This is a genomic window from Lewinella sp. W8 (assembly GCF_004375085.3).
Lineage (GTDB): Bacteria > Bacteroidota > Bacteroidia > Chitinophagales > Saprospiraceae > Neolewinella.
This window is the reverse complement of record NZ_SNAQ03000019.1, coordinates 94,884-114,838: the sequence shown is the minus strand read 5'-3', so window position 1 is coordinate 114,838 and position 19,955 is coordinate 94,884. Positions and strand designations below refer to the sequence as shown.

Annotated in this window: 21 protein-coding genes; 9 read left to right on the top strand and 12 right to left on the bottom strand. The window is 57.3% G+C overall.

Annotated features, from left to right (window positions below; genetic code table 11):
* Positions 1 to 12: 12 nt before the first annotated feature.
* A complete protein-coding gene (locus tag E1J53_RS19230) occupies positions 13 to 1,095 on the bottom strand; it encodes a glycosyltransferase family 4 protein (protein ID WP_134274157.1) in 1,083 nt (360 codons plus the stop codon).
* Positions 1,092 to 2,993, bottom strand: coding sequence for an ATP-dependent DNA helicase RecQ (locus tag E1J53_RS19225; protein ID WP_134274158.1), 1,902 nt, complete (start codon positions 2,991 to 2,993; stop codon positions 1,092 to 1,094). Before E1J53_RS19225 ends, E1J53_RS19230 begins: the two co-directional genes overlap by 4 nt.
* Before the next feature lie 410 nt (positions 2,994 to 3,403).
* Between E1J53_RS19225 and E1J53_RS19220 the strand changes: the two genes are divergently transcribed.
* The 4 genes from E1J53_RS19220 (at position 3,404) to E1J53_RS19205 (ending at position 6,386) form a co-directional block, all read left to right on the top strand.
* Complete coding sequence (locus E1J53_RS19220) at positions 3,404 to 4,759, top strand: vanadium-dependent haloperoxidase (protein WP_134274159.1); 1,356 nt, start codon at positions 3,404 to 3,406, stop codon at positions 4,757 to 4,759.
* Positions 4,759 to 5,022 carry a hypothetical protein gene (locus E1J53_RS19215; protein WP_134274160.1) on the top strand — a complete coding sequence of 88 codons (264 nt, stop codon included), beginning with the start codon at positions 4,759 to 4,761 and terminating at the stop codon, positions 5,020 to 5,022. Before E1J53_RS19220 ends, E1J53_RS19215 begins: the two co-directional genes overlap by 1 nt.
* Positions 5,019 to 5,390, top strand: coding sequence for a diacylglycerol kinase family protein (locus E1J53_RS19210; protein WP_134274161.1), 372 nt, complete (start codon positions 5,019 to 5,021; stop codon positions 5,388 to 5,390). The genes E1J53_RS19215 and E1J53_RS19210 overlap by 4 nt, the downstream gene beginning before the upstream one ends.
* A 72-nt stretch (positions 5,391 to 5,462) precedes the next feature.
* Complete coding sequence (locus E1J53_RS19205; protein WP_134274162.1) at positions 5,463 to 6,386, top strand: hypothetical protein; 924 nt, start codon at positions 5,463 to 5,465, stop codon at positions 6,384 to 6,386.
* 12 nt (positions 6,387 to 6,398) lie between these two features.
* Here the strand turns inward: E1J53_RS19205 and E1J53_RS19200 are convergent, their stop codons facing one another.
* Positions 6,399 to 7,280: a ChaN family lipoprotein gene (locus tag E1J53_RS19200; protein ID WP_134274163.1), complete on the bottom strand. Its 882-nt coding sequence runs from the start codon at positions 7,278 to 7,280 to the stop codon at positions 6,399 to 6,401.
* Positions 7,281 to 7,508: 228 nt separating this feature from the next.
* Here E1J53_RS19200 and E1J53_RS19195 point away from each other — a divergent pair, with 228 nt between their 5' ends.
* Together E1J53_RS19195 and E1J53_RS19190 are read left to right on the top strand one after the other, a co-directional pair.
* Positions 7,509 to 8,774, top strand: a complete 1,266-nt coding sequence (locus E1J53_RS19195; protein ID WP_134274164.1) for a hypothetical protein — start codon at positions 7,509 to 7,511, stop codon at positions 8,772 to 8,774.
* A 40-nt stretch (positions 8,775 to 8,814) separates the two neighbouring features.
* Positions 8,815 to 9,345, top strand: a complete 531-nt coding sequence (locus tag E1J53_RS19190; protein WP_134274165.1) for a hypothetical protein — start codon at positions 8,815 to 8,817, stop codon at positions 9,343 to 9,345.
* Between the two features lie 119 nt (positions 9,346 to 9,464).
* Here the strand turns inward: E1J53_RS19190 and E1J53_RS19185 are convergent, their stop codons facing one another.
* Positions 9,465 to 10,154, bottom strand: a complete 690-nt coding sequence (locus E1J53_RS19185) for an Ig-like domain-containing protein (RefSeq protein WP_134274166.1) — start codon at positions 10,152 to 10,154, stop codon at positions 9,465 to 9,467.
* 136 nt (positions 10,155 to 10,290) lie between these two features.
* On the opposite strand from E1J53_RS19185, the gene E1J53_RS19180 reads away from it, so the two are divergent.
* Together E1J53_RS19180 and E1J53_RS19175 are read left to right on the top strand one after the other, a co-directional pair.
* Positions 10,291 to 10,890, top strand: a complete 600-nt coding sequence (locus E1J53_RS19180; protein WP_173021562.1) for an alpha-ketoglutarate-dependent dioxygenase AlkB — start codon at positions 10,291 to 10,293, stop codon at positions 10,888 to 10,890.
* Positions 10,891 to 11,021: 131 nt separating this feature from the next.
* A complete protein-coding gene (locus E1J53_RS19175; RefSeq protein WP_134274168.1) occupies positions 11,022 to 11,498 on the top strand; it encodes an outer membrane beta-barrel protein in 477 nt (158 codons plus the stop codon).
* A 116-nt stretch (positions 11,499 to 11,614) separates the two neighbouring features.
* Here the strand turns inward: E1J53_RS19175 and E1J53_RS19170 are convergent, their stop codons facing one another.
* Together E1J53_RS19170 and miaB are read right to left on the bottom strand one after the other, a co-directional pair.
* Entirely contained in the window at positions 11,615 to 12,982 is a 1,368-nt protein-coding gene (locus E1J53_RS19170) for a sigma-54-dependent Fis family transcriptional regulator (protein WP_134274169.1), read from the bottom strand.
* 46 nt (positions 12,983 to 13,028) lie between these two features.
* Positions 13,029 to 14,471, bottom strand: a complete 1,443-nt coding sequence (gene miaB / locus E1J53_RS19165; protein WP_134274170.1) for a tRNA (N6-isopentenyl adenosine(37)-C2)-methylthiotransferase MiaB — start codon at positions 14,469 to 14,471, stop codon at positions 13,029 to 13,031.
* 135 nt (positions 14,472 to 14,606) lie between these two features.
* Between miaB and E1J53_RS19160 the strand changes: the two genes are divergently transcribed.
* Positions 14,607 to 15,146: an NUDIX hydrolase gene (locus E1J53_RS19160; protein ID WP_134274171.1), complete on the top strand. Its 540-nt coding sequence runs from the start codon at positions 14,607 to 14,609 to the stop codon at positions 15,144 to 15,146.
* 54 nt (positions 15,147 to 15,200) lie between these two features.
* On the opposite strand, the gene E1J53_RS19155 is transcribed toward E1J53_RS19160, so the two are convergent.
* The 6 genes from E1J53_RS19155 to coaE form a co-directional block, all read right to left on the bottom strand.
* Positions 15,201 to 15,824 carry a porin family protein gene (locus E1J53_RS19155; protein ID WP_134274172.1) on the bottom strand — a complete coding sequence of 208 codons (624 nt, stop codon included), beginning with the start codon at positions 15,822 to 15,824 and terminating at the stop codon, positions 15,201 to 15,203.
* 108 nt (positions 15,825 to 15,932) lie between these two features.
* On the bottom strand, positions 15,933 to 16,667 hold the full coding sequence (gene kdsB / locus E1J53_RS19150; protein WP_134274173.1) for a 3-deoxy-manno-octulosonate cytidylyltransferase: 735 nt from the start codon (positions 16,665 to 16,667) through the stop codon (positions 15,933 to 15,935).
* A 64-nt stretch (positions 16,668 to 16,731) separates the two neighbouring features.
* A complete protein-coding gene (locus tag E1J53_RS19145) occupies positions 16,732 to 17,346 on the bottom strand; it encodes a hypothetical protein (protein ID WP_134274174.1) in 615 nt (204 codons plus the stop codon).
* A gap of 84 nt (positions 17,347 to 17,430) precedes the next feature.
* Complete coding sequence (locus E1J53_RS19140) at positions 17,431 to 18,036, bottom strand: hypothetical protein (protein WP_134274175.1); 606 nt, start codon at positions 18,034 to 18,036, stop codon at positions 17,431 to 17,433.
* Positions 18,037 to 18,083: 47 nt separating this feature from the next.
* Positions 18,084 to 19,226, bottom strand: a complete 1,143-nt coding sequence (locus E1J53_RS19135; protein ID WP_134274176.1) for an LOG family protein — start codon at positions 19,224 to 19,226, stop codon at positions 18,084 to 18,086.
* A 21-nt stretch (positions 19,227 to 19,247) separates the two neighbouring features.
* The gene (gene coaE, locus E1J53_RS19130) at positions 19,248 to 19,838 is read right to left on the bottom strand and encodes a dephospho-CoA kinase (RefSeq protein WP_134274177.1); all 591 of its coding nucleotides are present in this window, start codon (positions 19,836 to 19,838) and stop codon (positions 19,248 to 19,250) included.
* Positions 19,839 to 19,955: the final 117 nt, after the last annotated feature.

Sequence of the window (19,955 nt, the reverse complement as noted above, 5' to 3'; positions counted from 1 at the left end):
TCAAAAAAATCGCTAAAGTCTCCCCCAAATCTCCAATAAGCGCGGAATTTCCCGCTCCCAGTGCAGTTCCCGGCCCGCCCGCCGACAGTTTTCTTGCAGGGCCCGGTAGGCGTCCTCGTCCCGGAGCAGGGCATTAATTTGTGAGGCAAGCTCTCTGGGGGACAGGGTAGAGACCAACCGGAAACAGGCGTACTGATCGTTCAGGTGGCGGTATTCGGGGAAGTCCATCTGGATGGAGGGTAGGCCCGCCTGGACGTAGTCCAGCGCCTTGTTGGCCAGGCTGTAGTAGTAGGACGGACTGCTGTTTTCCAGCAGGTTAAGTCCGAGCCACGCTTGCTGCGTGAGGGCCGGAAGCTCCGCCGGAGGGCGGAAGCCCAGAAACTTCACCCGCTCGGCTACCCCATGCCGTTCACTGCACCTGCGCAACGCGCCCAATAATGGTCCTTCTCCCACCAGCCACAACTCCCCCTCGGGAATCCACCGCATGGCTTCGATGGCCGCCTCCAGGCCCCGTCCGGGATTGAACATTCCCTGGTAAAGGATGATGCCCGGAGCGCCGGAAGCCGGGCCCTTATCCTGCGCCAGGGGAAGGTTACGCACCGTGCCAAAGGCCACCCCGTAATCCCGCGCTAACTCCCCGGCCAACTGGGGCGCCACGGTGTAGCGTGCGTCCGTTTTGGGCACCAACCACCGGCCGAGGCTACGCCAGATGGCCCGCACCAGAGGACGATCAACGACCTCCGGCGTCTCACTGAACCACTCGTGGGCGTCGTACACCAGTCGCTGGCCATCACCCCGCGTGAGGAGATAGCCCGCCAGCAGCGTATCCAGGTCAACGGCGCAGATTGCGTCAAAGGGCCACCGCCGCAGCGTGCGCCACAGGCGATAATTGTATTCGAGATAGAACAACTTCCCGTACTCCCGGCGGCACCGAATCCGGTATTGCCGGTACGGACGATCGGGGAGCGGCCGACTGTCCGGGCGTAATCGCCCCACCAGCGTTACCTCGTGGCCCGCGGCCACCAGGGCCGTACAGATGCGGTCCATGCGCTGATCGTGGCGCAAATCGTTGGTGACGGTGCAGAGTATTTTCATGGCAGCCTGATCGTACCGTTTTCCTGCAGCAACACACCTTCTTGCAACATCCGTTGGAGGTGCTCGCCAATGTCGCGGACGCCCCGCTCCCGAAACTCCCGCAGCAAGTGTTCCTGATCGACGCCGGTCTCGTTCGTCAGCCGCTCCCGGAGCATCCGTAAGACCTCCGCGGGGGATGGGGTTGAGGCGGATTCGCGCTGGCTTCGGCAGAGGTCGCAAAGTCCACAGACGGGAGCGTCCGTTTCCCCGAAGAACTGCAGTAAGCGTTGGGATCGGCATCCCGAATGCATTTCGGCGTAGGTGATCATCGTCTCGATTCGTTGCCGGGCGCGGTCCCGCAAAAAATGATACTGCTTAACGTCGAAGCGCAGATTATCGGCGTCAATACGTTCTTCCATGAACACCAGCTGGGGGCTTTCCTTGGTGGGGAAGTAGTCAATGATACCCTCGGCCTTCATCTTCTGAAAGGTCCGCTGCAATTCTTCCAACGAGATTTCCAGAAAGTTGGCCAGGGCGCCCTCCCGGAGCTGCACGGGATTGAGGAAGGCGCCCTGGGAGGTGCGGAGGATCGACTTGATCAGTTTATCCGTGGTGCGGTGCTTGATCTGGTAGTCGTACAGTCGCTCCTTAGTGACGATAAACTGCAGGCTGGCGGGCTGGTAAACGGCATCCGTCAGTAGCAGGAAGCCGGCCCGTTCCAGAGCTTTCAGGGCGCTGTAGGCCTGCCGGACGTCGAAGCCAAAGGTGGCCGAGAAGGCCGCAATGTCGAAGTCGTAGGCGGTTCCTTTACCTCCGCCGACGGCCAGCTGGAAGTGGCTGCCCAGGGCCCGGTAGACGCGTTTGATGTCGGATACTTCGGGGAAGGAGAGCTCGAACTGTTTCTTTAGCCGCTCGCCGTCCGTGGGGTGATAGAGCATCACGGCGTAGCTCAGTTGGCCGTCCCGGCCGCCCCGGCCGGCTTCCTGAAAGTAGGCTTCGGGACTGTCCGGCGGACCGTAGTGGATGACGCTCCGTACGTTGGCCTTGTCGATGCCCATGCCAAAGGCATTGGTGGCGACGATGACCCGCAGGTCTCCCCGGATCCAGGCTTCCTGTCGGCGATCTTTCTCCGGGGGGTCCAGCCCGGCGTGGTAGCTGGCCGCGGCGATGCCGCGGCGGCGCAGTTGCAGCGCCAGTTGTTTGGTCATACCCCGGCTGCGGACGTACACAATACTGGAGCCGGATACTCCGGAAAGTACCCTGAGGAGTTGGGTCTCCTTGGCTTCGGGGCGGCGCACCACGTAGGCGAGGTTTTCCCGACCGAAGCTCTGCTGATACACCAACCGATTGGCCGTAAAGGCAAGTTTTTCCTGAATGTCGCGGACGACCTCCGGCGTGGCGGTGGCCGTCACGGCGATGGTGGGCACGCCGGGGAGCAACTCCCGGATCTCGGCGATGCGCAGGTAGGGAGGGCGGAAATCGTAGCCCCACTGACTGATGCAGTGGGCTTCGTCCACGGCGAGCAGCGCGACCTTCATTTTTTGAATCCGCACCCGGGCCAGGTCCGTGGTGAGCCGTTCCGGACTCAGGTAGAGCAACTTGGTATTTCCGTACACGGCATTGTCCAGCACCCGGTCAATGTCCGCTGGCCGCATGCCGCTGTAGATGGCTTCGGCAATGATGCCGCGGTCGCGCAGTTGCCGGACCTGGTCCTTCATCAACGCAATCAGGGGAGAAACCACGATGGTGACGCCTTCCCGGGCCAGGGCCGGCACCTGAAAACACAGGCTTTTACCCCCGCCCGTGGGCAGGAGCGCCAGCGTATCTTTTCCCTCCAGGACGGACTGAATGATTTCCTTCTGCCCGGGCCGAAAGGAAGGGTAGCCCCAGTACTTCTGCAGAATTTCTTCGGGAGTCAAGGGTGGTGGTTTCCGATTGGCGGCAAGTTACGGCTTGGGGAAGGGAAGGTGTCCATCCGCCGGTGGATTTCGGTCGGTCGGGCGTCTAGTGGGAATCGAATCAGCAGAAAATGGGCGCGCAAGTCCCGGCCGAGAACGAGGGTCCTGACCTTTTGTAGCGGACCCCGGCTGAGCACGAGGGCGCTAGCGCGCAGGTGCCGGGTGAATCTCGTAGAGCAATGACCGTGGGGTTCAATGGGATTCGTATTTCTGATCTTCTGTCCGTAATGGCAGCCCAAGGGACTGATATTCGTCATTTTCATACTTTGGTCAGCTGGGCAATAATCCTGATCGGAAGCGGTTTGTTACCTTTGCTGTTCGCCAAAAGATGCGCTGACCTTCGGGTTGGCAGCACCAAGACCGTTTCGCGTATGAATCGTTTTTTCGTTTTTGCCCTTTTCCTGGTCCTCTTTACTTCCTGTGGGGAGGAGATCAACCCCAACTTTCAGGAAGAAGTTGATAACCCTGAGTACTACCACCGTGCGGTGAAGAAGGTCACGGACGTGATCGTCCACGACATTTTCTCCCCTCCGGTAGCCGCCAGGATTTACGCTTACTCGGGAATTGCCGGATACGAGGCCTACGCCGCCGGAGACCCCAACCTGCAGACCTTGGCCGGACAGGTTAATCACCTCGACCCCGTGCCCCAGCCCGCAGCGGATCAAGAAATCTCCCACGCCATTGCGGCGGTAGCCGCTCAACTCAAGGTGGGTAAGAGCCTGATTTTTTCCGAAGATAAAATCGAGGCCTTCACCAACGAACTGATGGCCGAAATTGATGCCATCGGGGTGCCCGATGAGGTCCTCTTCAATTCGATTGCTTACGGCGAAGCCGTAGCCGACCACGTCATCAAGTGGTATGACGGAGATATGTACAAGCAGACGCGGACCTTCCCGAAGTACTCCATCACCGACGACCCCAGCAAGTGGCAACCGACCCCTCCGGACTACATGGACGGCATCGAGCCGAGCTGGAACAAGATTCGTCCCTTTGTCCTCGACAGTGCAAATCAGTTTGTGCCCCTGCCCCCCACCGAATACAGCGAGGACCGCAACAGTGAGTGGTGGAAAGGGGTGGAAGAAGTGTACACCGCCCTGGAGGCCGATGACCCCGCCGAAAGCGAAGAACGGAAGGCCATCGCCCAGTTCTGGGACTGCAACCCCTACGTCAGCCACCACCACGGACACGTGATGTTTGCCACCAAGAAAATTACGCCCGGTGGACACTGGGTCAACATTGCGGGTATTGCCGCCCGCAAGGCGAAGGCCGACTTCGCCAAGACGGTAGAGACCTACGCCATGATGAACATGGCCATGAACGATGCCTTCATCAGCTGCTGGGACGAAAAGTACCGCTCCAAGCTGGTTCGCCCGGAGACCTTCATCAACCGGCACCTGGACGAAGAGTGGCGCCCTCTGCTGCAGACGCCGCCCTTCCCCGAGCACACCAGCGGGCATTCGGTCGTAAGCCGCGCCTGCGCCACGGTACTGACCGATCTTTACGGCGACAATTTTGCCTTCGTGGATGACTCGGAGGTGGAATACGACCTTCCCGCGCGGAGCTTCACCAGCTTCCTGCACGCCAGTGACGAGGCGGCGCTTAGCCGCCTCTACGGTGGGATTCACTACCGCCCGGCCATTGACTACGGGGTGACCCAGGGAGCCGCCGTGGGGCAACACGTCCTGGAGCGCATCGAACCCCGGACGCTCATATCCCAGAATAAGTAGTGAATTTAATTCTGATGATTATCGGGCAGCTGATTGTGTATCTGCTGCTCATGTTGTTCGATGAATACTTTGGCCAACTACTGGCCATGATTGTGGGCGCCATCAGTTTGGCCGTCTGGGCCATCAGCCACATCGTGGAGTGGATCGAACCCAGCCGCGTAAAACGGGATTATTATCAGTACATGCTCTCCGGGTGGGTTGGACCAGCGTTGGCGCTGGCCTTATTCATACTCCTGCGCGGAGGGATTGGCTGGATGTCATGAATAATCTTACTAATTACTTCACGGGTCGGTGGAAAGCTTTCGGATACGCCTTTCGCGGGGCCTGGGACCTATTGCGTAACCAGGCACCTTCACGGATTCACCTCGTGGCCTTCTTCGGGATGATGGGCCTTTGCTGGTTCCTCGATTTTGCCCTATGGAAATGGATCATCGTCTTTCTCTGCTCCGCCATGGTGCTGGCCGCAGAAGCCCTCAATACCGCCGTGGAGTATGTCGTCGACCTGGTGCACCCCGAATACCACGAGCTGGCGGGTAAGGCCAAGGACGTGGCCGCAGCGGCCGTGTTGTTTACGGCCTGCTTTTCGGCCATCATTGCGGCGCTATTGGTGTGGGATAGTTTTTTTGGATAAATACCGCAGCGGTTCGTTTGGTGGTATTGCCCGTAGAGAAATATTTTACGGCTACCTAAAGCTAAAACGCCGATGATGTTGTATCGCACGTCCGGATGCGTCCGGGGAATAATGTTGATCGCCTGCCTGAGCCTGAGCGTTCATTTGATGGGACAAAAGCAGTCCCTCCGGGACCAACTGTGGGAAAGGGTCAACCCTTGCTTCTCCAACTTCGAGGATATGGACGATGACGGAAAGCCCGATTTCGACCAAATTGATGATGCACGAAATGGCTACCTGCACGTTAGTGGCGGTTGGCCCACCTGTGGGTGTTCCTGCGCCTCTACGGTTGGCGCCTACCGAAACGATCGGGGGGAGTATACGCTGCTGCAAATGGACGAAGCCAACTGTTCCTGGGACCGTAAACTCTCTTCCAACCGGGACATTTGGAGTGTTTTACCCGAGGAGTTCGGGCTAAAGGACTTTGTGGGCAGAGAGCTGGCGCTGGACCTTGACGATCCCACATTTTTTCTTAGCGTCGAGATTCCCCGGAAGGGAACCGATACGGAAGTTTCGCTGAAACTCATTCCGCTTGGCCTGGAGTTGGAGGCAGCCGGGCCAATTGTTACGGAATACGGTGAGGGAGGAAACATCAGTCAGCATCAACCCATATCCGAGATCGCAACCTTTGCCCGTTCCCTTTCGGACGACGAGGCCCTGACTTCGATCCTCAACGGTGATTTTGCGGAGCTTGCCGAAGTGGATAAACGGGCTTTTTCCCGTCTAATCGGCGATAGCTACGGACAGTTTGCTACGGAGGAATCGTTGCGCGAAACCCTCCAACGACTACGGGATAAGTATGAACTGTATTTCAGAGTCAAGTACCAGAAAATCGTGCTTGGTTGGGACCGGCAGCAATCCCGATTCTTTGTCAAGAAAAGGGTGCCCGCCGCTTCCGGGACCAAATCCTTTCGCCAATTTCTGATCGAGGCCGAGTACTGGGCGGTCATGTGTTAACCGCCCTTGACCTTAATACGTCTTCGTCATTCGGGCCGGTACGGCCAGGGTGAAGTGAGCCTTGCCGGTATTTTCTTCGGCCAGTTCATCAATGCTTTCCTGCTCTACGGTGGTGATGGTCACCACCTTCAGTTCGGGGGCGTACTGCTGGAGGTACCAGCCGATGCCCTCAAAGTCATCGGAGTGGTAGCTGCCGTTGAGGTGCAGGAAGCGCTTACGCCCACCGGCATAGGCAACGATGAAGTGGGCCATGGTCGCATCCTTGATGGCCTGGGCCATTGGGAAGGTTTCTCCGCCGTGGCCGGCGGGCATCATTTCCAGCATCCGCTGATAGCCGGGGAGTTCGGCGTCGTAGGGGACGGGGAGGGGAGGGAGCAGGGCTTTTTCGGCCGCGGAGAGCTTATCCAGGGCCCCGAAGCCCTCCCGGTAAACCTGACGGGCGTACTGCCGGGCGTACTGCCGGGGGACGTTGGTGGCGATCACGGGATCGCCGTTGGATTTGAAGAAGTCCACCACCGGACGGTAGTCCGTCTGGAAGTTGGGCCAGAGGCCCGACCCCACACTGTCGATGGCGTCCACCTCCGTTTCCCCGGCCAGGTAGGCGTTCAGGGCGGCCTGCTGATCGGATTCAAACATTTCCATGCCCAGCACCAGCGGGCCTGCGGCCCGCAGACTCCGGGCGACCTCGTGCTGCAGCCAGTGAGCAATGGGGTCGTTGTGGCTTTCCCCGAAGAGAATAACGTCCGCCTCCTGGAGGGCCCTGACCATCTTTTTGTACTTCACTTTCTTACCCTTCTGGTCGAAGAGCCGGTATGCCTGAGGGTCGGCCTGGGACATAAGCAGCGTATTGGAAACGATGAATAAAATCAGGAAGGTCAGGGGGCGCAAGTGCATACGGAAGGTTTGCGGCTAAGGTACGAAGTGGATCGGTTTTGCCCCGGCCGTTTTACCCAATCGCCCGGCCGGACGGATCTACCCGGCACCCGCCCGCCGGGGCATAGGTAGTTTTGAAAACCTGACCTTGACAACCGATCTACTTCAAGTTTTGGCCTTACCTTGAAGTTTTCAACCTTATTCGAAATAACCCTTTCGGGATCACACCTAATTCACCTATTCTCTACGATGCTCATTCCCCATTACCGCACATCGATTTTTCTATGGTTTTTCGTTGCGACTTTAGGAGCACCGCTGAACGCTCAATTAGATAGCCTCTCCGTAAGTCGGTATCTATTCCCACCAGAAGCTACCGTGTATTTGCTACTTACTGATTTTGCCGGAGAAATCATTGATGAAGGTATATACGTCTCCGATGAGCTCACCACCGATGCGGTTTTTTTGGATAAAAAATCTCATTCACCCGAAGCATTAATCCTGACGGCTTTTTCCGTAACAGAATTATTGAATACGGGAACCTACAGAGTGGAAGGGCGCTCCATTTGCGGACTCTCCTCATCAACCATCACCGGAAGTGATTTTCGGAATTTCGCTACCCTGAATCAATTGAGGTCCTTTGGGACCAAAAACCGTAAGGAGGTCTTTATCACCAACGTGCCACGGAGGAGTGGGTACCTGATCAACAACCTTTCGGCGGCGAAATCTGGCGTCATCAATCAACCTTATCTGGCCTATGAAATCCCCCTGAGCAACCATGGTTACTATTTGCTGCTTGAGAACAAGGAACCCTACATCATCGGAGATGTATTCCTGACGCTAGATGAGCTGTTGCTCCCGGAAGAGAGCATCCACCGGGAGATTGACCTTCACCCCGCGGAAGACGTACACGGAATGCATATTCAGTTTCCGGATGAATCACTCTCTTCGGAGGTCTTTTTCAAGGCCATCGATGAAGAGTACTTAAAAGTAACCAGCAGTTCGGGGAGGCAGGACGTTGAAATCAAATACTTTTCCTCCCCCTTTATTAACGAAGTGTTGGTGCTGGGCCACTGGGTTTCTGCGGATAAAATTCCCGTGGTGTGCCAGTACGAGGGGCCACTGGAAAAGGAACTTAATTTGAGAGCAATTTCACAGGACCTGTCGATAGACCTCTACGCTGACCACCAGTCGCTGGCCATCGAGCCCCATTCAGGTAGTATCGGGGGCGAGCCTTCGTGGATCTTAAAGTACGAACTCATGATACCAGAACTAGTGAGGGTAAACCGGAAGAGGAGGTATCCTGCTCAAAATGCTTCTGCCATCACCAAGGTTAATCGAAGAGTCGCAAGGATCAACTACCGCCTTAACTACACCGTCGCCGGAGGTTTTACCGCCGAAAGGCAGTTCATTACCCTTCCGGATACGGATGATATTCTTCGAACCCTTGGCCTGAATCGGAGCAACCGCTCACTAAAAGTTGCCCGGATTACAAAGCTTGTCCGACGCGCACAATAAACCATCATCAATTAGTACTTTGAGCGCCTAAATTTTTACCATGAACGAAAAACAAGATTTGGGCGTTGGCTCCCGCGTGCGCCACCCGGCCTTCGGCGACGGTGTCATCATCAAACGCTATAAAGCCGCCTATGACGTGACCTTCATGATCCACGGCATCAAATCCGTGGGCAAGGACTACGACAAGTGGGAGGTGCTGGAGGCCATCGAGCCCGAAGCGGTTGCCTCCTTCAACGAAGCGGAGCAATCACTGATCAGGATTCTGCGCACTTACAACGGTATCGACGAGACCACCGCTCTGGGCGACAAGTGGATCGACGGACAGCTCATCCTGCAGCCCGGAGAAGAAGGACTGGCCAATAAGGAAATGCCCATCGATACCTTTTTTCACAAGATCGTGATGGTCCGTGATCGCCTGCGGGTGATGGAACAGCGCATCAACGCCAGTAATCTGACCGACGAAGAAAAAGTGAATCTGCAGCAGTACATCACCCGTATTTACGGTTCCCTGACCAGCTTCAATGCCCTCTTCAAGCACAAGGACGACCACTTCCGGGGACAGAAGAAGTAGGTAGGGGGAGGGAAAGGATTGAGGATTTAGGCTGTAGGATCAAGATGGAGAGGTCGTCGGCCGAAACGCGAGGTACGAGTTGGTTCGTCCGCCGACCGGTGGCTGAATTACAACCTCCCTTACTCCTCCAGGATTTCTCCGTCGCCCACCTTGATGTTGAAGGGCTTACAGAAGTACAGGACGTAGGCGTAGTCGTCGATCCCGGTAGCCTGAATGCGGTATTCGTGGGCGCCGTTGAATACTTGTACCGCTCCGATTTCGAGCGCGCCCTCGGTGCTCCGGGGGTTGTTGCTGAGGTAGACGTAGAGTCCGGGCAGGGAGGTGTCGGCCAGGTAATCCTCGCCGAAGGCGAGCACCAGATCGGTTTCGTCCACCACCTCCAGGGTAAAGGCCCCGGTCAGGGGGTAACTGCTGGTGGTTTCTACCTGGCCGTGCCGGCGCTCCGAGGTTTCGGTCACCACGGTGCTTTCGCCCACGGATAAGTAGTGTTCGGCGGTGCTTTGTTCCCCGAATTCATCTTCGTAGCTGGCCGTGACCATGGCGCTGCCCACCTCATGGGCGGTGACCAGGCCGGCGCCATCCACGGACAGTACCTGATCGTCGGAGGACGTCCACGTCGGACGGATATTTTCCATCTGGCCCACGTTGTTGAAAAAGTTAACGGCCAGTTGATGGGTCGTTCCTACCTCGAGGGTGTCCACTAAGCCCAACAGGCGAAGTTCGGGTTGGACGTAATCATCTACGACGTCATCTCCAATGCAGGCGGTGAACAGTGCGGTCAACAACAGAAAAAGGAGAACTCGAAACATCACGTGATCTTTGCCCCAAAATTACGATGCTGTTTTGGTATCCTCACGCTCCATTAAGGGTTGGTTGGGATTACGACACTCTCCGGCGAAGCTTATGGCTGGCTTACCCTATTTTGCGGAAAAATCCGTGGTCGAATTGAATTCTTTTGCTGTCCCGAACCTGAACTGCGAAGCCCACTACTGGCCCGATTTTTTGTCCGCGGCGGCGGCCTGGCGATTGTACCATCATCTCGTTGACGACGTTGAAATTCCCCTGAACACCATTGAGGTGGCCGGGCAGGGAACCTTTACCATGGAGACGGGCAAGTTATTTCTGATGGACCGGGAGATTCATGCCTCCGGAGAACTGGCCCCGGAGCGATGGGGCCGCACCCGCCCATGGACCGCCCAGACCAGGGAAATCCGTGATCGCGTCAGGGCCGTTACGGGCCACCATTTTCACACCGGCGTATGCATTCGGTATCCCGACGGGAACACCGGGGTGGCCTACCATCACGATCCTTCGGCCTTCGGTGATACGACCTACATTGCTTCCCTGAGTCTGGGCGCAGAAAGGAAATTTCTGCTGCGGGAAAAAGCTACCGGAAGGGAGCACGCCTTTACCCTGGCTCACGGAAGCCTGTTCCTGATGGGCCGCCACTGTCAGGAGCGCTACGAACACGCCGTGCCCAACGAGCCGGAGGTGAGGGATCAGCGGGTAAACATCACCTTCCGCAAATATGGTCACGAGCGATAATTGGCGGGGGGAGGAACCGGAAGGAATTGTGGAGGAATCGGTAGAAACCGCTCCCGAAATGCTTCGGTTTCGAGAATGCTGTCTACTTTAGCAGCGTACACCACATACTCATTAATTCTAAACCCTTTCCTATGTACACATTGAGAAACCTGTTTTTCTTACTCCTCTTCGCCGGCTTCAGCAGCACGGCGGCTGCCCAGCTCAGCGTGGGCGGGGGAATCGCCTACGGATTCGAGGCCGAAGAAATCGGCATTAACGTCCGGGGTGTTTACGCCTTCAACGAAACCATCGCGGCCCAGGCCGGCTTTATCTACTACCTCGTGGAGGATGGCCTGACCCTCAACGAAATTAACCTGAACGGAAACTACGTTTTCGTGGACAGCGGTGCGGGCACGAAAGTCTACGCACTGGCGGGACTGAACTTCACCACCGTAGGTGTTGACCTGGGGCAGTTTGGTAGCGCCTCCACCACCGAAACCGGCCTTAACGTAGGTGCCGGGGCCAAGTTCGGCCTGGGTGGATCGGCTTCCCTGTTCGGGGAAGTACGGTACGTGATCAGTGACTTTGACGGACTGGTCGCCGGCGTCGGCGTGCTGTTCGACCTGTAGTACGACGGAGAAAAAATCTCCCAAAAAACCGGCCCGGTCTTCTGCGTGAAGGCCGGGCCGTTTGTTTTTGGGCCGGGAGCTTGTTTGGAGGCTAGCTTCGTCGGGAAACCAAGCGCTTACTCCGTAATCTCGTATTCCTTGATCTTACGGTAAAGCGTCCGTTCACTGATGCCCAGCTCCGCGGCGGCTTCCTTTCGCCGTCCGTTGTGTTTTCGCAGCGCCTTGATGATCAATTCCTTTTCCGCGTTGGCCAGGCTCAAATCTTCCTCCACCACCTCGCTCTCGTCGTAGGCCCGTTGCATATCCTGATCCACGATGATGGGGTCATTAACGGAAGAGTTATCGTCAGCAGCCGGGCGACGGTGCGCGGGTGCCGGGGGATAATTCGGGGGCGCAGCGTTGCCCGGAGGCGCGGCGCGCGGGGCATCGAAATTCCCCAGATTATTGTTGGCGAACCGATCAATTTCGGCCGCAGCGGCCGGATAGTTGCCGGGGAGCTGCAGGGCCTGAATGCGGCCCATGTCGGGAACCCGCAGATCATTACTGCGGATGAGCTCAAAAATCAACCCCTTCAGATCGTTCAGGTCGGCCTTCATGTCAAAGAGGACCTTGTACAGGATTTCCCGTTCCTGCATCGTGGAGCCGGAGCCTCCTTCGTCCTGGTCTTCCTGCCGGATGGCCGGCAGGTTGCGCTTGAGAAGCTTGGGCATCATTTCGGCGAGGTCTACGGCCGTCATCTCCCGTTTCTCGGAGAGGATACTCAGCTGCTCCGCGACGTTCTTCAGTTCCCGGATGTTTCCCGGCCAGGTGTAGTTCTCCAGCAGCCAGCGGGCTTCTTCGTCCAGTTGAATGGGCTCAATACTCTGCTTCTCGGCGAAGTTGTTGGCGAAGTACCGGAAGAGGAGGTAAATATCTTCGGGCCGCTCCCGCAGGGCGGGCATCTCAATGGGCACGGTCGCCAGCCGGTAGTAGAGGTCCTCCCGGAATTTGCCGCTTTCCACGCGCTCCATCAGCTTGCGGTTGGTCGCCGCCACCACCCGGACGTTGGTCCGCTGCACCTTGTTGGAGCCCATCCGGATAAATTCTCCGTTCTCAAGAACCCGGAGGAGGTAGGCCTGGGTTTCCAGGGGCATTTCCCCGATCTCATCCAGAAAAATGGTTCCCCCGTCGTAGTTCTCGAAGTAGCCCTTCCGGTCGTTGATGGCGTTGGTAAAGGCCCCCTTCACGTGGCCGAAAAGCTCGGAGTTGATGGTGCCTTCGGGAATGGCCCCGCAGTTGATGGCGATGAAGCCTTCGTGCTTGCGTGAACTGTTGTCGTGAATGATTCTGCTGACTACTTCCTTACCCACGCCACTTTCACCGGTGATCAGCACGGAAAGGTCCGTTCCGGCTACCCGCATCGCCGTGTTGAGGGCATTCTCCAGGGCCGGGGAACGGCCCACGATGCCGTAGCGGCGCTTAATGGAAGTGATGTTTGTGGACATGGTGGGTGGTGAGCAGAAGTGAAGTATGGGTTAGGGGCGGGCAGGATCAGGCCTCCACCAGCTTGCCGAAGAGCGTGGCGCTGGTGGCGTCGTGAATGGTAACGGTAACGTAATCTCCCGGGCGGTGCTTTCCGGCTGCTTTGGGGAAGATCACCATCTTATTCTGGCTGTTGCGGGCCTTCCAGTCCTGGTCGGACTTCTTGGAGTCACCCTCAATCAGCACCTTGAAGGTTTTGCCGACGTCCGCCAGGTTATGCTTCCGGCTGATCTCCGTCTGCAGATTGATGATCTCCTGCAGTCGACGCTTTTTGATCTCCAGGGGGACGTCGTCCTCCAGCTTGCGGGCCGCGGGCGTCCCGGGGCGTTCGCTGTAGAAGAACATGTAGGACATCGAGTAATTGCTGTACTCGATCATACTCAGGGTTTCCTGATGCTCGGCCTCGGTTTCCGTGCAGAAACCGGCGATGATGTCCGAGCTGATGGCACAGTCCGGCATGATCTCGTAAATACGGTCCACCTTGTCCTTGTACCACTCCCGGGTGTAGGTCCGGTTCATAAGGTCCAGGATTCTGGAGTTGCCGGACTGTACCGGCAGGTGAATGTATTTACAGATGTTTTCGTGGTCCCGCATGGCGTAGAGCACATCGTCGGTAATGTCTTTGGGGTGGCTGGTACTGAAACGGATGCGGAGGTCCGGGTCGACGGCCGCTACCATGGTCAGTAGTTCGGCGAAGGATACCGTAGCTCCCGTTTCGGGGTTTTCCCACTTGTAGCTGTCAACGTTTTGTCCCAGCAAGGTCACCTCCCGGAAGCCACGATCAAACAGGTCGGTTGCTTCCGCCACGATGCTGAAGGCATTCCGACTACGCTCCCGGCCCCGCGTGAAGGGGACCACACAGAAGGAACACATATTGTCACAGCCGCGCATGATGGAAATGAAGGCCGTCACGCCATTGCTCTGCAGGCGCACGGGGTTGATGTCGGCGTAGGTTTCCTCCCGACTCAGAAACACGTTCACTCCCTTCTCGCCTTCTTCCGCTCCGGCTACGAGGGCGGGCAGATCCCGGTAGGCATCCGGACCAACGACAATATCCACGAGCTTCTCTTCCTCGAGGAATTTGGACTTCAGGCGTTCGGCCATGCAGCCGAGGACGCCCACCATCGTGCCGGGCTGACGCTCCTTGACCTTATCAAAAACCCGCAGGCGCTTCCGCACGGTCTCCTCCGCTTTTTCCCGGATGGAGCAGGTGTTGATGAGGATAAGGTCCGCAGTTTCCATGTCCCGGGTAGGACCGTAGCCGGCCTCTCCCAGAATGGAAGCGACGATCTCGGAATCAGAGAAATTCATCTGACAACCATAGCTCTCGATGTAAAAGCGCTTTTCACCGGCTTGTTTCGGGGCGAATTCCGCTCCAAATACTTCGCCCTGCTTCTTTTCGTCGATCTGCTTGGCGTTCAGGTCCTGAATGGTAGGATTATCGTTGTACATAATTTGCACCCTTAGGGGCCGCAAAGGTAGGACATTTGGCTGACAGATTGGCAGTTTTTTCCCGCGCTTTTTCTTTTTCATCCCAAAAGGATCGGGCTGGGAATCCTCAAGGGTAAACTACTATCTTCACCCAACATGAAGTTTTGTTCAAACTGCGGTTCGGGTGCGCTCGAGCAGAAGATTCCTGCGGGCGATAATCGCCTCCGGAAGGTATGCGGGAATTGTGGGGTCATTCATTACGAAAACCCCAAGGTTGTGGCGGGTTGTTTACCCGTATGGGAGGACAAGGTGTTGCTTTGCCGTCGGGCCATCGAACCCGGATACGGCCTGTGGAACGTGCCCAGCGGATACCTGGAGAACGGAGAATCGGTCAGTGAGGGAGCCCGGCGGGAGGTTTGGGAAGAGGCTGCGGCGAAAGTGGAACTGCACTACCTGATCAGCTTGTACAATATCGAGCGAATCAATCAAGTCTATTTGCAATTTGTGGGTGAACTCCTGGACGGAGCCTTTGGGGTGGGGGAGGAAAGTCTGGAGTGTGCGCTGTTCACCGAAGCGGAAATTCCCTGGGACGATATCGCCTTCACTTCTTCGGTCTTTACCCTACGGCGCTTTTTTGCCAATCGCCGGTCAGGAGAGCAAAAGCTGCATCTGGCGTCCTATCCTGCGGTGGATTAACCCCGGAGGGTACCCGTAAGCTTCCCCACGGGAAACTTACGGGTAGGGGGATGTTTAGTTGCCGATGGGCACCATGATCCCACCATTGATGCCGAAGGACCGTTGGGTGATGTCCACGGCATCGTCATCGGAGAGATTGGAGAGGCTGGTATTGTAGCGTCCTTCCACAAAGAACAGTAGCCCCAGGTCGAAGGTAAGTCCGGCTACGCCGGACAGCTGAAGCTCCCCGCGATTAAGCCGGTCGGCGTCAAAATCAATGTCTCTTTCTTCTCCTACTTCGGTGACCGTTCCGTTCAGGGCGTAGCTGAAGTAGGGACCGGCACCAACGTAGAAGCCGAGGCCTTCCTCACGGCCGAAATTGAGTTTCAGCAGGGCACCCACGTCTACGTAGGCTACGGTCTGCTCGTAGGAAATAAAGTTGCCGACGTTGGTTTCGGTGGAGAATCCACGGTTGAGGTAGTTGAGCTCAGGTTGGATGCTGATCAGGTCGGTACCCAGCGGGACGTCGAAAAAGAGGCCCATCATCAGGTTGGTTTCTCCGTCGGTTTCAATGTCAAAGGCGCTGGACTCAAATTTAGCGTTGGTGGAATTCACCCCAATTCTTAGGCCAAAGTACTGGGCGGAAAGCGAAGAAGCGAGGAGCGCCGACAGTACGGCAACGAACAAGAATCGTTTCATGGGAGTTGGTTTTGGATTGGTTCAAAAAGCTCAGGGGATGATGTCCCCATCTTCCTTTCCCCTTACCCGTCGTGTCTCGCGAATGTTCGTTTTCTCCCGACTCTTTTGTCAGGATATTCTGCGGATGGCTTCCGCCAGATCGGCCGGGGTATCCACCCCGAAGGCCGGCAGGTCTGTCAGTTCCACCCGAATGGAATAGCCGGCCTGCAACCACCGCAGTTGTTCGAGCGATTCTGCTACTTCCAATGCTCCGGGACTAAGTGCGGTGATCTTCTCTAACACCGTAGCTCGGAAGGCATAAATTCCCAAATGTTGCAGGTGTTTGCCCCGGGATAACCACTGTCCTACGGGGACGTCCCGTAAAAAAGGAATGCCGTGGCGGCTGAAATACAACGCCCGGCCCCGATTATCGCGAACGACCTTGACCACGTTGGGGGACAGCAGGGCCTGTTCGTCACTGATGCGGTGGGCCAGGGTCGTGATGTCCACGGCTGGATCCTGAAAGGGAGCGATGACGGCGTTTACCTGCTCGGGATCAATAAAGGGCTCATCCCCCTGGACATTGACCACCACGGTGGCTTCCGGGAATTGCCGGGCGACCTCGGCTACCCGGTCGGTACCACTCTTATGCGATGCACTCGTCATCTGTGCGTTGCCCCCGAAGCCATGGACGTGATCCAGTATCCGGGCATCGTCCGTGGCAACCACCACCTGATCGATAACCGCGCAGGAGCTCACCCGCTCGTAGACCCGCTGAATCAGGCTCTTGCTGCCGATCATGGCCAGGGGTTTTCCGGGCAATCGGCTACTGGCGTAGCGGGCGGGGATCACGGCTAGATGCATCTTGTTCGGACTTTGTGGCGCTCAAGGTACGGGGCCGGTGATAATTGGGGATCTACCCGGCTTTTTAATTCCCCTTCTTCCAGAATTCAAACCACTGTTTCCCCCGGGCTTCCCGATCCTGTTGCCGCTGGGCCTTGCGCTTGTCCCGCTGCCGTTGCTTACGGGCCCTTCTTTGGTCGCGTTCTTTGGCTTTGTCCCAGATGTCGTGGCGCTTGGCAATGACGTAACGCACGCTAACGGCCGTTTGCGTGTACAGCACCGAGTTTCCTCCGCTGATGTTCACGGCCGGTTTGAAGTCGTAGGAGAGGTTTACTTTTCCGATGGTCATTTCCGCCCCCACGACTCCGGTAACCCCGAAGGGGCCGGCTGATTTTTCGTTGGTCTCGGGGTCGATCTCGTTGTTCCAGCCGGTGTGCAGCCCCGCTCCGTAAAAGAGGTTGAGTCTGCGGCTGAGCAGCGGACGATGTTGTTTGCCGAGAATCGTGAACAGCCCCTCGTCGCGTTGCAGGCTGGACTGAAGAATCGTTTCGGCCACGAAGTTTTTCTGGACTAAGGGTAGGCGGATTTGGGCGGTGGCGCCCCACTCGGTCCCCAGACGCAGACCGAGGGCGGCATCGTAGGATTGGGCCCCCAGACAAGAGGCGGAAAGGACAAAAAGAAAAAGAAGCGTGCGATTCATGCCCCTCAGAACGGAAGAATGGGGGCTTTTGTGACTTAAGGAACCCATAATTTTTACGGGGTCCCGCATAAATTCAGAAAATTTCTATCTCTTTTTTCGATAAACGACCGTTTCGGTGCTCACCCCAAGCATGCTCAACTCCAGAATATCGTCCGTCAGGCGAATGATGCCGTAGCAATCCTGTCCGGCGGGCCCCTTCACGGTAAAACACGAAAATTCTGAGGGAACGCCGCCGGAACATTCTCCCGGACACTGCAGGTGAAAGGTCATCGGTTCCCGAATGATTTGTTCGCCCTCAAAGAAGGTCGTGTAGTGATCCAGGGCAAATTCGACCTCTTCCCGGTCATCAGTAGTGTTGACCCACAAGCCTTCCAGGTCGAGGGCTACGGCAGTGTAGACGGCGGCGTCGGCTCCCAGGGCAACGCTGGACCCATAGGTGGCGGGAGCAGCGCTTTCCTCCACGCCCTTGGTGGCTACCTGGCTGGCTGAGGGGTAACTATACGCCGATGGTTCGGCGGGAGCGGGGGCGGGGAGCGGGGTATTCGCCGACATGGGGGTCGGACTGTTGGCGGGATCATACTCCGGGCTGCTGAGTCCGGCGGGGGGAGTATTGGCTACCGGAGCGGCCTGTTTGGTGCCACTACAGGCGATCACGGAGATCGAGAAAAGGGCCAGAAATAAAGTTCTCATGGGATCAATTTGTCGGGGAAGCTCACCCTAATAACAGTAAAAAACCGTCAATCAGTTTGCCGGAGCGGTGGATGTTTGTCAATAAATGTAATGACTTCCTGAGGATCATCCGTTAAAAACAGGTAGTCAGCGTAAGCTTTTCCTTTGGCCAGATCCTGCAGCAGCGGGAACAACTGCGTTTCCTCCGTATACCGTTTTCGGCCGAGGAAAACCATGGGACTGATGTACCCGAAGGTGACGTAGTGATTCTGCGTGGCGTCCATGAAAATCTCCTGGGTGGTGCCCGCACTGCCCGGTGCATAGACAATGCCGTGGTAAGCGATGGCCAGCAGGGTGTCTTCCCGAATGCTGTTGCTGAAGTATTTGGCGATGTAGGTGGCAAACAGGTTACTGGGCTCATGGCCGTAGAACCAGGTGGGGATGGCCAGGCTCTCCTTGCCCCGGGGGTACTTATCCAGCACCCGGTAGGCGGCTTCCTGGTAGCCGGGGTCATCGTAGCGCGGCGCAGCCGCGAGCCAGCGGAATACCTCTTCCAGCTCCTGGTTATCCACTCCGGCCAGGTACGCCCCCAGATTGGCCGCCTCCATGATGCCGGGGCCTCCCCCGGAAACGACGAAATACCCCGACTCCGTCAGCAACTTTGCCGTAATCAGGCTCTGGCGATAGTCGGGATCATCCCGCCGCGTGCCGTGCCCGCCCATAAATCCGACGGTTTTGCGCCGTGGCAGACCATCGTCGCTGAAGTCCAGCAGCCGCCGCAGGCCTTCGTCCATGCTGAAGTCGTGGAGGCGCTGCCAGAGGGCCTCGTTGATGCCCGGTTTGTGGCGGGAAGATTCGAACCACCGGTAAATGTGCAAATCCGTGCTCTTGTCTTCCCGGACCGAGTACCCCTCCATGAGCTCCTGCCAGGTGTACAGGTTTCGGCGCAGGGGGTTGTAGGGCATGTTCTGCGGAGCGTAGAGGAAGTTGGCGCCCCTCCGTCTGAGATCAATTTCCAGTTCCAGGGGAAGAATACAGCCAATGAACAGGGTGGTGTCATCGATATGGTAGGTGTTCCAGTCAACGGTTACCTCCCGCAGGTCGATGTGAATGAGGGTCGTGTTGCTGAGGTCGTGGTTTCCGGTCAGGAGCCACTCATGATCGAGGGTCCGGAGGATGGTACAGGTAGGGCCGCCAAATTTAGTAGACATGATCGATGGGGGAGTTAAGCGCTATGCGTTTTTTAGTGCCTGGTGGAGACGAAGGATTTGCGGCAAAAGTAACTGCCGGCCGTCATTATTGATCACCCAGTCCGCGGCGGCTTCTTTCCGTTCGTCGGTCCACTGACGGTCGGCCCGGGCCCGGAAGTCGGCTTCCGTCATTCCGTCTCGGGCGAGGACGCGGGTGCAACGAACCGGGTAAGGCGCCGCGACCACAATGATGCCGTCAAAGCGGTCGCGCTGACCAATTTCCAGGGTGATGGCCGCCTCGTAGAGCGCATAGGGAACCTCCGGCTGCTGCTTCAGCCAGGCCACGGTATCCCGCCCGACGGCCGGGTGGACCAGGCCGTTGAGTCGCTCCAGGGCTGGAGGATTATTGAACACCTCCGCCGCCAGCCATTTACGGTCCAGGGAGCCTTCCGCCGTGTAGGTGCGCGGCCCGAAGGCCGCCACCAGCTCGTCCCGCAGCGTGGGATCTTCCTGCATCAGCCGCTTGGCGGCGGCATCCGCGTAATAAACGGGAATCCCCAGCCGGGAAAACTCCGCACAAACGGTGGATTTTCCCGACCCGATGTTGCCGGTCACGCAAAATAATTTAGGCATATGGCGGGGTAGTTGAAGCTGCCGGTGGTCCGTTCCGGCCCCGGGTGAAGGTACGATTTGCGCCCGGAAATTTACGGTGGAAGGCTACCCGTTTCGGCCAGGATCTACTGAGGTGTC